14 protein-coding genes and 1 tRNA gene are annotated in these 12,664 nt (G+C 62.7%); 10 read left to right on the plus strand and 5 right to left on the minus strand.

Annotated features, from left to right (window positions below):
• Nucleotides 1-49: 49 nt before the first annotated feature.
• Together AC1ROT_RS21615 and AC1ROT_RS21620 are read right to left on the minus strand one after the other, a co-directional pair.
• Entirely contained in the window at nt 50-379 is a 330-nt protein-coding gene (locus AC1ROT_RS21615) for a rhodanese-like domain-containing protein (RefSeq protein WP_492973161.1), read from the minus strand.
• Complete coding sequence (locus AC1ROT_RS21620) at nt 379-1,047, minus strand: protein-L-isoaspartate O-methyltransferase family protein (RefSeq protein WP_493001579.1); 669 nt, start codon at nt 1,045-1,047, stop codon at nt 379-381. Before AC1ROT_RS21620 ends, AC1ROT_RS21615 begins: the two co-directional genes overlap by 1 nt.
• Nucleotides 1,048-1,255: 208 nt before the next feature.
• Between AC1ROT_RS21620 and AC1ROT_RS21625 the strand changes: the two genes are divergently transcribed.
• Nucleotides 1,256-1,329, plus strand: a tRNA-Cys gene (locus AC1ROT_RS21625).
• Nucleotides 1,330-1,446: 117 nt separating this feature from the next.
• Entirely contained in the window at nt 1,447-1,824 is a 378-nt protein-coding gene (locus tag AC1ROT_RS21630) for a hypothetical protein (RefSeq protein WP_492973163.1), read from the plus strand.
• A gap of 3 nt (nt 1,825-1,827) precedes the next feature.
• Here the strand turns inward: AC1ROT_RS21630 and AC1ROT_RS21635 are convergent, their stop codons facing one another.
• Entirely contained in the window at nt 1,828-2,325 is a 498-nt protein-coding gene (locus tag AC1ROT_RS21635; protein ID WP_493001581.1) for an ester cyclase, read from the minus strand.
• Nucleotides 2,326-2,428: 103 nt separating this feature from the next.
• Here AC1ROT_RS21635 and AC1ROT_RS21640 point away from each other — a divergent pair, with 103 nt between their 5' ends.
• The 7 genes from AC1ROT_RS21640 to AC1ROT_RS21670 all read left to right on the plus strand — a co-directional run bounded on the left by AC1ROT_RS21640 (nt 2,429) and on the right by AC1ROT_RS21670 (nt 9,214).
• The gene (locus AC1ROT_RS21640) at nt 2,429-3,346 is read left to right on the plus strand and encodes an AAA family ATPase (RefSeq protein ID WP_492973165.1); all 918 of its coding nucleotides are present in this window, start codon (nt 2,429-2,431) and stop codon (nt 3,344-3,346) included.
• A gap of 20 nt (nt 3,347-3,366) precedes the next feature.
• A complete protein-coding gene (locus AC1ROT_RS21645) occupies nt 3,367-4,608 on the plus strand; it encodes a vWA domain-containing protein (RefSeq protein ID WP_493001582.1) in 1,242 nt (413 codons plus the stop codon).
• Nucleotides 4,605-4,934 (plus strand): XdhC family protein, encoded by a 330-nt coding sequence (locus tag AC1ROT_RS21650; protein ID WP_492973167.1) that lies wholly within the window; start codon nt 4,605-4,607, stop codon nt 4,932-4,934. The genes AC1ROT_RS21645 and AC1ROT_RS21650 overlap by 4 nt, the downstream gene beginning before the upstream one ends.
• Complete coding sequence (locus AC1ROT_RS21655) at nt 4,931-5,650, plus strand: XdhC family protein (RefSeq protein WP_492973168.1); 720 nt, start codon at nt 4,931-4,933, stop codon at nt 5,648-5,650. The genes AC1ROT_RS21650 and AC1ROT_RS21655 overlap by 4 nt, the downstream gene beginning before the upstream one ends.
• A 1-nt stretch (nt 5,651) precedes the next feature.
• Nucleotides 5,652-7,286 carry an NTP transferase domain-containing protein gene (locus AC1ROT_RS21660; protein ID WP_493001583.1) on the plus strand — a complete coding sequence of 545 codons (1,635 nt, stop codon included), beginning with the start codon at nt 5,652-5,654 and terminating at the stop codon, nt 7,284-7,286.
• Nucleotides 7,287-7,463: 177 nt separating this feature from the next.
• A complete protein-coding gene (locus tag AC1ROT_RS21665) occupies nt 7,464-8,711 on the plus strand; it encodes a hypothetical protein (protein WP_492973170.1) in 1,248 nt (415 codons plus the stop codon).
• 59 nt (nt 8,712-8,770) lie between these two features.
• A complete protein-coding gene (locus tag AC1ROT_RS21670) occupies nt 8,771-9,214 on the plus strand; it encodes a hypothetical protein (protein ID WP_492973171.1) in 444 nt (147 codons plus the stop codon).
• 18 nt (nt 9,215-9,232) lie between these two features.
• Here the strand turns inward: AC1ROT_RS21670 and AC1ROT_RS21675 are convergent, their stop codons facing one another.
• Complete coding sequence (locus AC1ROT_RS21675) at nt 9,233-9,973, minus strand: hypothetical protein (RefSeq protein WP_493001585.1); 741 nt, start codon at nt 9,971-9,973, stop codon at nt 9,233-9,235.
• Nucleotides 9,974-10,201: 228 nt separating this feature from the next.
• Between AC1ROT_RS21675 and purU the strand changes: the two genes are divergently transcribed.
• Entirely contained in the window at nt 10,202-11,053 is an 852-nt protein-coding gene (gene purU / locus AC1ROT_RS21680) for a formyltetrahydrofolate deformylase (protein WP_493001587.1), read from the plus strand.
• Between the two features lie 45 nt (nt 11,054-11,098).
• Here purU and AC1ROT_RS21685 read toward each other — a convergent pair whose 3' ends face one another.
• Nucleotides 11,099-12,664: a response regulator gene (locus AC1ROT_RS21685; protein WP_492973174.1), complete on the minus strand. Its 1,566-nt coding sequence runs from the start codon at nt 12,662-12,664 to the stop codon at nt 11,099-11,101.

Here is a 12,664-nt window from a genome sequence, read left to right on the forward strand (position 1 = left end):
GATCGTGTTCCCCGAACTCTTCATTTTTTATGACCAACGCACTCGAAATTCAGTAAGTCGCCATACCGGGCTGAATCTCCTCTGCCCAGGCATGGATGCCGCCGGCCAGATTGGTCGCCTGCGGAAAGCCGTTCTGCCGCAGCCAGCCCGTCACCTGGCGGCTGCGCCCACCGTGATGGCACATCACCACCAGCGGCTTGTCATGTGGTAATTCGGTAACCCGCTGGGGCACCTGGCGCATCGGGATATGCAGGGCATCCGGCAGCGCCACCGTGGCGATCTCCCAGTCCTCGCGGACATCGAGTACCGTCACATCGCGGCCAGCTTTGCGCCAGCCGGCCAGTTCGGCCACATCGATTTCCAGCGGGGCGTCGGCCATCAGAACACGAAACCGGCCTGACGCTCGAAGCCCGGCAGCGCGGGAGTGCCGGCATCGAACAGCACACGCTGCGGGAACAGCTCGCCGGCGCGCTTGATCATGACGGCATGGCCGATCGGTGCGCCGGCCTTACGCACCACACCGATCAGCCGGCCGCCGTCGGCCAGCTGCTGCAGCAATGCGGCAGGAATTTCCGGCACGGCGCCGGCAATCAGAATCACATCGAAGGGGGTTGACCCCGCAAGACCATCCTTGAGGCTGCCTTCGGTAACCGAGGCATTGGCAATGCCCTGCGCCTGCAGGTTTTGCCTGGCCTGCGCAGCGAGCGCCGCATCGGCTTCCACACCAGCGACCGAAGCTGTCAGACGCGCGAGCACCGCGAGGTCGTATCCGGTGGCGGCTCCCACCACCAGCGCCTTGTCCGTCGGCTGGATTTCAGCTTCCTGCAGCAGGCGGGCCAGAACCATCGGCTCCAGCAGGGCGCGGCCGGCCGCAACCGCCACATCTTCATCCATGTAGGCAACGCCCCGATAGGCCGCCGGCACGAAATCCTCCCGCGGCAGTCCGGCCATGGCAGCGATCAACTGCTCGTCGATCACCTTGTTCGGACGGAGCTGGGTCAGCACCATCTGGCGGCGGGCTTCGGCAAAGAGTTCGACTGATGCCATGGGAGCAATATCCGAGGCTGGAACTGGAGAGAAAGTCAGGCGCCGTTATAATGCTGCGATGCCGTAAAAACAACGGTTCTATTGTGGGTTAGCCGATCCCGCGCCCATCTGCGGTAACCGCCGTCACAAGCTGTGCAACCTGCCCCGCCGGCCGGTAAAGCCTTGACCCCGCCGGGGCGAAACCCTTAGTAAGAGGCCGCGCGCGCGAGGTCCGGTGGCGGAGTGGTGACGCAGCGGACTGCAAATCCGCGTACGCCGGTTCAATTCCGGCCCGGACCTCCATCACTTTCCTAGACAATCTGCCAGTGCTGAGACCGGTTCCACCGGTTAATCGCGCTTCTTTCCCCGCCCCCGGACCACTATCTTGAGGCGAGACACGATTCTCCACGGGAGGTGGCCATGCGCATTCTGGGCTACAGCAAGACCGAGAAGGTCGACCACCTGGTCAGCAAGGACATGCTGGACCGGGAGTCGCAGCGCAAGCTGCAAAAATTCCTTGAGGAAATCGAGATGGCGATCTTCAGCGCCAACCGCGAAGTACTGAAGAAAACCGTGCCGGAACTGACCCGCGACTCCTTCATGGCCTTTGCCGTCCGGGTGGCCGAGGCCCGCGCCCGCTACCTGAAGATCGCCCTGGAGCTCGCGGCCAAGGCCAACCCGACCGCCGAGGATATCGCAAGCCTGAAGGCGGCCCGCGAGGCCAATGACGAACTGGTCCATGCTTTTGAGGCAACCAAGCGCGTCATCGAACGGGGCTATACCTTCCTCTCACGTTAGGCCTCAGTCACCCTCGGCCCAGTTCCGGGCGTGCACCAGCATGGCCGGATCAACACAGTCCTGTCCCGGTTGCCGCAGCAGCGTGGCCAGGTCGTAATAAAAGCGCTCTTCCACGAACAGACCGTCCCGGAACTTCACGAAGACCGTGAAGGGCAACACGAAAGACCGTCCGGTCGGCGCCAGGCCCAGAAACGGCCCGACATGCCGGCCGGTATATTGCGGCTCGGCCACATAGCTTTCATCGTCGATCCAGTGTGCGCCACCGAAGGGCGAGCGCTCGACGACATTGCCAAAGGCCTGCCACCACTGCCGGTAATGGCGTTCGGCGCCACGGCGACCCCGAAAAACCTGACCGGCCGCCAGATCGCGGAATACGCAGTCCTCATGCACGGTGGCCAGGGTGCCGGCCATGTCATGGGCATTCTCTGCAGCCAGGTGGCGCTGCAGCATCAGGCGGTTGGGATGGGGCTGGCCAGCAGGCTGGCCTGATGGTGTATTCACGACGTCCTCCAGGGTTATACAGCCCAGACGCGGCCCGCCCCCGTCTTGTGACAGCCTGCCGAACCGGGCATGATTTCCGTCTCCCTTGCCCTAGATTGTCGTCATGTCCGCATTGCCTGATTCCATTGATGCCACCGAAACCCTGCTGAACCAGGGCGACTATGTCGCCGACCGTTCGCTGGCCACGACCCTGTTTCTCGCCCTCAAGATGGGGCGGCCCCTGTTCCTCGAGGGCGAGGCCGGTGTCGGCAAGACCGAGATCGCCAAGGTGCTGGCCGCCACGCTTGGTCGCCGGCTGGTGCGGTTGCAGTGTTACGAGGGCCTGGACCTCTCCTCTGCCGTCTATGAGTGGAACTACCCGCGGCAGATGCTGGAAATCCGGCTGGCCGAAGCGGCGGGCTCCGGTGACAAGGACAAGCTGGGGCGCGACCTGTTCAGCCCCGATTTCCTGATCGAGCGCCCGCTGCTGCAAGCCCTAAAGCCAGACCCCGCCGGCGCGCCGGTGCTGCTGATCGACGAACTCGACCGCACCGACGAGCCCTTCGAGGCCTATCTGCTGGAAGTGCTGTCGGACTTCCAGATCACCATCCCCGAAATCGGCGCCGTAAAAGCCGTCGAACCGCCGATCGTGATCATCACGTCCAACCGTACCCGCGAAATCCACGACGCCCTGAAGCGACGCTGCCTGTATTACTGGGTCGATTATCCCGACGCCGAACGTGAACTGGCCATCCTCAAGCGCAAAGTGCCGGGCGCACCACAGCGCCTGAGCCGCGAAATCGTTGGTTTCGTGCAACATCTGCGCAACACAGAATTGTTCAAGCTGCCGGGCGTGGCCGAAACCATCGACTGGACCCGCGCCCTCGCTTTTCTCGACAAGGTCAGCCTCGATCCCGACACGATCGACAACACGCTGGGCGTGCTGCTGAAATATCAGGATGACATCGCAAAGATGAAGGGCAGCGAAGCCGCAAATATCCTGCGCCAGGTGCAGCAGGATATGGCGGCGCTGGGTGTCTGATATGAAACGGGACCTCTGACATGACCCTGCTGTCCGATCCGACTTCGGGTGAGCGTCATGACGGCGGCGCCTTTGCCGACAATATCGTGCATTTCGTGCGCCTGCTGCGGGCCTCAGGCCTGCCGCTCGGCCCTGGAAAATCCATCGATGCCGTGCGCGCGGTGGAAACGGCCGGCATTCGGCGACGCGACGACCTTTACTGGACGCTGTTCGCCGTGCTGGTGAACCGCCGCGACCAGCGCGAGCTGTTCGACCAGGCATTCCATATCTTCTGGCGCGATCCGAAAATCCTCGAACGCATGATGAGTCTTTTGCTGCCACAGGCGGAGGGGACGGCCGAGCCGAAGAAAAATCATGTTTCGCAGCGTCTGCGGCAGGCTCTGCTGCCGGGACGCGGCGCAGGCCGGACGCCGCAGGAGCCGAAAGAAGTAGAGATCGACGCCACCCTGACCTTCTCGGCTGATGAATTGCTGCAGCAGAAGGACTTCGCCGAAATGTCGGCCGAAGAGCTGGAGACGGCCAAAGCTGCCTTGCGGCATATCGAATGGCCGTTTCGGCCGGCGAAAACCCGACGCCAGAAACCCGATATCCGCGGCCATCGCATCGATCTGCGCGCCAGCCTGCAGGCGTCCCTGCGCACCGGCGGCGCCATCATCCCGCTGAAACGCAAAAGCCCTGGTGAACGACCGCCGCCGCTGGTCGTGCTGTGCGACATCTCCGGTTCGATGAGCCAGTACAGCCGCATGTTCCTGCATTTCATGCATGCGTTGAGCAACGATCGTACCCGCGTGCACAGCTTCCTGTTTGGCACCCGGCTGACCAATATCAGCCGCCTGCTGCGCCAGCGTGATGTCGACAAGGCTCTGGCTGCCGTGAGCGAAAAGGTGCCCGACTGGTCGGGCGGCACCCGCATCGGCGCAACGCTCGCAGAGTTCAACCGGCTATGGTCGCGCCGCGTGCTGGGCCAGGGCGCGGTTGTGCTGCTGCTGACCGACGGTCTGGATCGTGACGGTGGCGCTGGATTGGCCCGGGAGATCGAGCGACTGCACAAATCCTGCCGCCGGCTGATCTGGCTCAATCCCCTGCTGCGCTGGGAGGGTTTCGAGCCGAAAGCCGCCGGTATCCGGGCACTCCTGCCCCAGGTTGACGATTTCCGTCCGGTTCACAATCTTAGTTCCATTGCCGACCTCGCCGCCGCGCTGAGCCACGCCAGCCAGGAGGGCAACCGGCTCAAACAGAATCTGGGAAGGATGGCGGCATGAGCACCGATCTTTCTGAAGACATCCTCGCCACCGCGCTGGACTGGAAACAGGCGGGCAAAGGCGTTGCACTGGCCACTGTGGTCACCACCTGGGGCTCCGCCCCGCGTCCGGTCGGCAGCCAACTGGCAGTGGACGACGCGGGCCAGTTCATCGGTTCGGTTTCCGGCGGCTGCATCGAGGGTGCCGTGGTCACCGAGGCTCTGGATGCGATTGGCGACGGCAAGCCGCGCCTGCTCGATTTCGGTGTCTCCGATGCACAGGCCTGGGAAGTCGGCCTCGCCTGCGGCGGCAAGATCCAGGTCTATGTCGAACGGCTGGATACATGAAACGCGAAATCCTCGAACAGCTGCAGGCCGATCGCGCCGAACAGCGCCCGGTGGTGCTGGCGACCTTCCTGAAAACCGGCGAGCAGCGCCTGCTCTACCTCGTCGGCAAGAAGGGGCTGAAAGATCTGGACCCCCGCATCGGCGAAGCCGCGCGCGCGGCCTTGCTGGAGGATAAGCCGCGCACCATCGATACCGAGCAGGGCCCCCTCTTCCTCAATGTATTCAATCCGCCGCTGCGCCTGGTTCTGGTGGGCGCCGTGCATATCGCCCAGGCCCTGGTTCCGATGGCCCAGTTCACCGGTTATGCCGTCACCGTGATCGACCCGCGCAGCGCTTTTGGTTCCGTCGAGCGTTTCCCAGGCGTTACGCTGTCGAACGACTGGCCCGACGAAGCCATGGCCCAGCTGAAGCCCGATTTGCGCACCGCCGTGGTGACGCTGACGCATGACCCCAAGATCGATGATCCGGCGCTGATCTCGGCGCTGAAATCCGACGTGTTCTACATCGGCGCACTGGGCAGCAAAAAGACCCATGCCTCGCGCATCGAACGCCTGACAGCGGCAGGATTCGGGCCCGAGGATTTTGCCCGCATCCATGGCCCGGTCGGCCTGAGCATCGGCGCCAAGTCACCAGCCGAGATTGCCATCTCCATCCTGGCCCAGATGACGGCAGCACTACGTCAGCCGACCCAACCCGCCAGCGCCGCGGCCGCCTGAGATGTTTTTCGGTCCCGTGCCGGTGCGAGAGGCAATCGGCGGCATTCTCGGCCACTCCCTGAGCGCAGGCAGCGACCGCTTCCGCAAAGGCCGCATCCTGAGCGAAGCCGACATCGCCGCGCTGGAACTGGCCGGGCATAACAGCATCTATGTCGCCCGCCTTGATGATGGCGACATGCCCGAAGATGAGGCCGCCCGCCGCATCGCCACAGCACTGGCCGGTCCGCAGGCCCGCACGGCTGCCGCCTTTACCGGGCGCGCCAATCTCTATGCCGAAAGCGCCGGCCTCGCCCGCATCGATATCGCCGCCTTGCACGGCCTGAACGAGCTGGACGAAGCCCTGACCGTTGCCACCGTTGCCGATTACGAACCGGTGGAAGCCGGGCAAATGCTGGCGACCGTGAAGATCATTCCCTTTGCCGCCCCGAAAGCGGTGATCGCCGCCGGCGAGGCCTTGTTGCGTGACCAGGGGCCGTTGGTGCAGGTGGCATCGTTCCAGCCGCGCAATTTCGGCCTTGTCATGACCCGTGTCGGCAACACCAAGGACAGTGTCCTGACCAAAACCGAACAGGCGGTGTCGCAGCGGCTGGCCCAGCTCGGCAGCCATATCGGCGATCGACGGGTGGTCGCCCATGACGAGGCTGTCATCGCCGGGGCCATCGCCGAACTGAAAAACCTGGGCTGCGATCCCATTCTGGTTTTCGGCGCTTCGGCCACGGTCGACCGGCTGGACGTGGTCCCGGCCGGTCTGGTGCGCGCCGGGGGTACCGTGCTGCATTTCGGGATGCCCGTTGATCCCGGCAACCTGCTGATGCTCGGCAGTCTTGGAGCCGTCCCGGTGGTCGGCGTGCCGGGCTGTGCCCGTTCGCCCAAACTCAATGGCTTCGACTGGGTTTTGCAGCGCCTGTGCGCCGGACTGACCATCGACCGCCGCGACATCATGCGCATGGGCGCCGGCGGCCTGCTGAAGGAAATCCCCAGCCGCCCGATGCCCCGGGCCCAGGCCGATGCCGGCCAGATGGCGATCCCGGCCCCGCGGCGCCCCAAAATCGCCGCCCTGATCCTGGCAGCCGGCCTGTCGCGCCGGTTCGGCAGTGGCCACAAGCTGCTGGCAGACCTGGATGGCAAGCCGGTGCTGCGCCATGTCGTTGATGCCGTGACGGCGTCTTCCGCCAATCCCGTTCTGCTGGTGACCGGCCACCAGGCCGAAGCGGTGCGCGAGGCTGCCGGTACGGCAGTCCAGACAATCCACAACCCGGCCTATTCGGAAGGGCTGGCCGCGTCGCTGCGCGCGGGTCTGAATGCCCTGCCGGCAGGCCTGGATGGCGTGCTGGTCTGCCTGGGCGACATGCCCGATGTCCACACTGCGACCCTGGAAGCCCTGATCAGCGCTTTTAATCCGGTGGAAGGCCGGGCCATCTGCCTGCCCACCCTGAGCGGCAAGCGCGGCAACCCAACCCTCTGGAGCGTGCAATTTCTCCCTGATCTGCTGCGGCTGGAAGGCGATACCGGTGCCCGCAGCCTGTTCCTGCCGCATGCGGAGTGGATTTGTGAGGTGCCGGTGGATGACCCCGGTATCCTTTTGGATTACGACACCCCCGATGCGCTGGCCGCCCGCGGGGTTACCAACTCTTAACCGCAAGTCATTGGCATTAAGCGAATATTATTCACAGCAGTGGCATTAACTATCTTGTGCGGCTTTTTCCGTAACCGGGAATTTGCCATAGTGGGCATGCTGCGGGGGGCAATAGCATAGCTATATTGGCTGGTTGCCGCCCTCTCCACGACCGTTACCGGAGAAAGCGACCGTTTAATGAGTGAAGCACTTCAGAACCAGGGCTCGTCCGACGACGAGAAGATGTTCACCGATTTTGACCGCCTGGTTCGCGGCAAGATTTTCGGTGGGCGCCTGGCCTCCGTCATCCAATTCGTCAACCCGAAGACGTTTGAGCGCAACCGCGAGAGCTACAACATCGTTGTGCACTCCATCCGCTCGCTCATGTCGAAATACGAAGGCAGCTTCTACACGCTGCACGACTATTCAATCGTGTTGTTTGTGCGCCTGTCCGAGCGTTTCTTCGACCAGACTTTCGAAAAGCTGGTGTTGGAAATCGACGACATTCTCACGCGCAACAACGTTGCCATCGGCCTGACGCCCGAAGAAGCCGAGAATGCGGTCAAGTGGTATCGCTTCGACAGCCAGTTCGAAGACCTGCAGGAGCTGATGGATAACATCCAGCAGCGGTTCCGTGTCTTCTCCGAACGGCGCAAGCGTCTGCTGGCCAAAGCCGGCACCGCCGCCGCGACCGGCGACGGCATGCCGCTGACGCCGGGTGCATTGCAGCAGATCGACGACATCCTGAAAAAGGCCGATGTCTCGACCTTCATGAAGCGGCAGCCGATCGCCCTGTGCTTCGGCAACCAGCCGCCGAAGCCGATCTTCCAGGAAATCTTCGTCGGCGTGAACGAACTGCGCCAGGCCATCGCGCCGAACGTCAACCTGCGCGGTGCCCGCTCGCTGTTCCACCACCTGACGCGCACGCTGGACACCCGTGTGTTCCGCGCCCTGCTGGATGGCTACGTAACCCGCAACAGCGGGCCGTTCAGTCTCAACATGAATGTCAGCACGATCCTGAGCGATACCTTCCGCGATTTTGACAGCCGCATCGGCAACATCATCAAGAAAGAACAGATCATCATCGAGCTGCAGCGCTACGATGTGTTCTGGGATTACAACGAATACCTGCTGGCCGCGGAATTCCTGCATAATTCCGGCTATCGCATGCTGATCGACGGCATCACGCCCGATCTGCTGCAGCTGTTCGGACGCAAGGAACTGAAGGCCGACTTCATCAAGCTGTTCTATTTCAAGGACCGCCATGAAGACTGGATCGACAAGGATCTGGCCAGCAAGATTTCCGAAGCCGACGCCAACCGCGTTATCATGGCCCGCTGCGAGACCGAAGAGGCGCTCAAGGCTGGTCTCGCTGCCGGTATCCGCCTGTTCCAGGGCTGGCATATCGACAATATGATCCGCGCTTCTCGTGAAGTGGTGAACTGACGCCGCCCAGCGGCGTTCAGTCACACAACAGCAGTCAATTTTAAGCAGGGTATTGCATCATGTGGAACCGCTCCGGCTCGCGCCCCAACCAGACCGAGAACCAGGTGACGGAAATCCGCGCAGGCCATGCGCCGAGCAGCACGCCGTCCAAAAAGCCGGTGACCGCCAAGGATAACGAGCGGATCGAGAAGATCCTCGCCAGCATCGCCATCGACACCTCGCAGACCTTCAACGCGATGCTGGATTCGCTGATGGGCGATCGCCCGGTGACGAATTATGAAAGCAACCAGACTCGCGACTTCATCGTCACGATGTTCGACGACATCCGCCAGGAGAGCAATCGCGACGCCGTGATCCTGGCCCGCAAGTTCGCCGACATGTGCATGCGCGCCGCCGACCAGTTGAACGACAATCACCAGCGGACCGTGGCGCGCTGCGTGTCGGAATTGTTCGAGCAGTTTGCCGCCAAACTCGACCATCGCGAGCCGGCCAACACCAATTGATGCAAGCCTGCGGCGGCGTCAGGCCGCCGGCCGGTACTGCTCCAGCTCCCCAAGGAACGAACCTGCGACCCGTGCAGCATCGTCGCCGGTCACACTGCGGTACATCTCTGCATCCGCCGCGCTGAGGCTGACCAGCGGGCGCACCAGGCCGTCGAAGAACAGGAAGAATTCGCGGTCGCCGAAAGGCAGGGCCTGCCCTTCGAAGGGCCGCTCGATATAAACATTCGACGACAGCCCGACCGCCGTGGGATCGTGCTGCATCACTTTCATCACCCAGTCGCGCCGCGTGTCGAACACACGGAAAGCCCGGATCACACGACCGACCACCTTGAAATAAAGCCCCTTGGCCCGCGGATCGGCGTAGAAAGCCGCCCAGTCCAGCGAGCCACCGGATGCTGCGCGCTGCTCCTCGGCAATAGCTGCGGCCTCATCGGCCATCGCTTCGACTTCGTCGCCGAACAACGAGCGCACGAAGAAGAAGAAGTTGCCGATCAGGCGACGATCCAGCCGTTCTTCGGAGAAGACCGGGTCAAGCGGGTGTACCAGCAGACGGCCGAAGGCATTGACGCGGGCGCCGCGATGCTGATCCTCTTCGATCACTTTCATCAGGCCGTCGTAGGACGCCCGGTAAAAGTGATCGTAATCGGGCGCCGTCTTCATCGCATCGACCAGCTGCCGCAGGGTCTCGATACTGAACGGCGCTTTCTGGGCCTGTGCCTCGGCGCCCTGCACCAAGGCGTCAAACAGCTTGTTGGCCATCTGTCGAAGGAAATCCGGACCGCGGATAATCATTGTTGTCAGCCTGCTCTGGCGGCGAATCCATTCGCGTTGGGCGCAGCTTAAAGGGGCAGCGACAGGGATGCGAGCCGATTTTTGCCCCGCCTGCGAATGTCGCTTACACTTTGTTAACCCTGCAGTTGCATCACAGCGGACTGCAACGTTAAAGTCACCCGCTCGAACCTCCCGCCTCTCAAACTGTTCCGTGTCATGAGCCTGATCCTCAAACTGTCCTGCCAAGACCGTCCTGGCATTGTTGCTGCTGTCTCCGGTTTCCTGGCCGGACAGCGTTTCAACATCCGCGATTCAGCCCAGTTCGGCGACAGCGAGACCGGCCTGTTCTTCATGCGCGTCAGTTTCGAGGATCTGGATGGCGGGCGGCCGCTCGACCAGACTCGCGCCGCCTTCGCGCCGGTCGCGGCGCCATTTGACATGACCTGGGACTTGCACGACGACCAGGCCAAATCGCGGGTGCTGATCCTGGTCTCGAAATTCGGTCATTGCCTGAACGACCTGCTGTATCGCTATTCCATCGATGCCCTGCCGGTGGAAATTCCGGCGATCGTCTCCAACCATCGCGACTGGTACCAGCGCGCCGCCAATCATGACATCGCCTATCACCACTGGCCGGTTACACCGAGCAGCAAGGCGCGCCAGGAAAAGATGCTGCGCGAGCTGATCGAGCAGGAACGCATCGATCTGATCGTGCTGGCGCGTTACATGCAGGTTCTGTCACCGGAACTATGCCGGGAGTTCAGTGGCCGCATCATCAACATCCATCATTCGTTCCTGCCCAGCTTCAAAGGCGCCAAACCCTATCATCAGGCGCATGCCCGCGGCGTGAAGCTGATCGGCGCGACGGCACATTACGTGACCGAGCATCTCGATGAAGGTCCGATCATCGAGCAGGAGGTCGGGCGCGTCGAGCATGGCTATACGCCGGACCAGCTGGCGGCTGTCGGCCGTGATATCGAAAGCCTGGTGCTGGCGCGGGCGGTGAAATATCACGTCGAACACCGCATTTTCCTCAACGGTCATCGCACCGTTGTCTTCCGGGGGTGATCGCGCGGGCCGGCATCGACCGGCATTTCCTGCGGTACTGGGTATTCAGTTCAGCCGGGGCTGCTGCTGCTCCAGACGCGGTGTGGCGGCCGGCGGCGCGGCCCGGACACCCAGGGCTTCCAGCATTGCCAGCATTGCAATGTCGTCATACGGCTTGGCCAACGCACGACTGAACCGGCTGCCCAGAAAGCCGGCGGCAATCGACTTTTCGTCATATCCGGTCGCCAGGATGACCGGGAAATGGGGATCGGCCAGGCGGAATTCGCTCGCCACCTGATCACCCCGGATATCGGGCAGTCCCACATCGATGATGGCCGCCGCAAAACGGCCGACCTTCCAGAGCTGACGCGCCTCTTCAGCTGACCCGGCCTCTTCGACAACAAAGCCCACGGCTTCCAGATTGCCGGCCACCACCATGCGCATCAGCGGGTCATCTTCGACCAGCAGCAGCCGCGGCTGGCCGATATCGACTGCGTCGTCCACCGGACGGCCAAGGCTGTCCGCGATGACCAGAACCGAAGTTTCGGTTTCGGCTGTCACCGCAGTTTCGGGAGCCGGGTCTATGGCCGTGAACGTGACCGTGATCGATGTGCCGGTCGGCCCCGATTCAATGGTCAGGCCACCGCCAATCTTCTCCACCATGGCCAGCACGATCTTGCTGCCGATGCCACGCGCCTTGCGCCAGTCGTTTTCGCTGACGCCGATACCGTCATCCTGGACCTGGACCGTAATCAGGTCGTCATTGCGCTCGGCCTTGACCCGGATTGCGCCGCCAGCGCCGGGATAGGCGTGCTTCAGGGCATTGATGACCAGCTCGGTGACGATCAGACCGACCGGAATGGCGAAATCGGTGCCGATCCTGGTCTGGCTGGCCAGGAATTGCAGCGCACTGCCGCCCTGATCGGCGGACTGGCGCAGATCTTCCACCAGACTGCAGAGATAGTCGGCCAGATCGACATATCGCACATCGGCGGTGCGATAGAGACGCTTGTGAACACGGGCAACAGCGGCGACCCGCTTATAGGCATCCAGAAGAATCTGCGCCGAGCGTGTGTCGCTCTGTGCCGCCGACTGCACCTGCAACAGGCTGGCAATCAATTGCAGGCTGTTGGAAACGCGATGATTGACCTCATGGATCAGCACAGCACGCTCGTTGGCCAGGGCCTCGAAACGATCGCGCGATTCCCGCAATTCGGCTTCGGCCTTGGCGCGCAGGCGCTTTTGCTGCCGCACCTCGATGGCAGAGGTGATGGCAGCGCGCAGCAGCAGCAGGAATTCCGGGCCGGCATCCTTGATCACATAATCGGCAGCACCCGCCTTCAGGGCTGCAACAGCCACCCGCCCCTCGGATTCGCCGGTGACATAAACCACCGGCGGCGGATCGGGCAATGCAGCGATTGCAGCCAGCGTTTCCAGGCCGCCTTGTTCAGGCATGTGGTGATCCAGCGCCACGACATCGATATCGGGCGCCGAGCGAATCCGCTCAAGGCCTTCGAGGCCACTCGAAACCGTCTGCACAACATAGCCATTACGCTCGAACTCCTTCTGCACCAGGCGGCACAGACCGGCATCGTCGTCTATGTAGAGGAGGTTGAGTCGAGCGGTTGTCAT

The sequence above is a fragment of the Ferrovibrio sp. GW821-FHT12E11 genome (genome assembly GCF_058806975.1).

Coding starts and splice junctions, on each gene's coding strand:
- AC1ROT_RS21615 (WP_492973161.1), bottom strand. CDS start 379: ATGGCCGACGCCCCGCTGGAAATCGATGTGGCCGAACTGGCCGGCTGG.
- AC1ROT_RS21620 (WP_493001579.1), bottom strand. CDS start 1,047: ATGGCATCAGTCGAACTCTTTGCCGAAGCCCGCCGCCAGATGGTGCTG.
- AC1ROT_RS21630 (WP_492973163.1), top strand. CDS start 1,447: ATGCGCATTCTGGGCTACAGCAAGACCGAGAAGGTCGACCACCTGGTC.
- AC1ROT_RS21640 (WP_492973165.1), top strand. CDS start 2,429: ATGTCCGCATTGCCTGATTCCATTGATGCCACCGAAACCCTGCTGAAC.
- AC1ROT_RS21645 (WP_493001582.1), top strand. CDS start 3,367: ATGACCCTGCTGTCCGATCCGACTTCGGGTGAGCGTCATGACGGCGGC.
- AC1ROT_RS21650 (WP_492973167.1), top strand. CDS start 4,605: ATGAGCACCGATCTTTCTGAAGACATCCTCGCCACCGCGCTGGACTGG.
- AC1ROT_RS21655 (WP_492973168.1), top strand. CDS start 4,931: ATGAAACGCGAAATCCTCGAACAGCTGCAGGCCGATCGCGCCGAACAG.
- AC1ROT_RS21660 (WP_493001583.1), top strand. CDS start 5,652: ATGTTTTTCGGTCCCGTGCCGGTGCGAGAGGCAATCGGCGGCATTCTC.
- AC1ROT_RS21665 (WP_492973170.1), top strand. CDS start 7,464: ATGAGTGAAGCACTTCAGAACCAGGGCTCGTCCGACGACGAGAAGATG.
- AC1ROT_RS21670 (WP_492973171.1), top strand. CDS start 8,771: ATGTGGAACCGCTCCGGCTCGCGCCCCAACCAGACCGAGAACCAGGTG.
- AC1ROT_RS21675 (WP_493001585.1), bottom strand. CDS start 9,973: ATGGCCAACAAGCTGTTTGACGCCTTGGTGCAGGGCGCCGAGGCACAG.
- purU (WP_493001587.1), top strand. CDS start 10,202: ATGAGCCTGATCCTCAAACTGTCCTGCCAAGACCGTCCTGGCATTGTT.
- AC1ROT_RS21685 (WP_492973174.1), bottom strand. CDS start 12,664: ATGACAACCGCTCGACTCAACCTCCTCTACATAGACGACGATGCCGGT.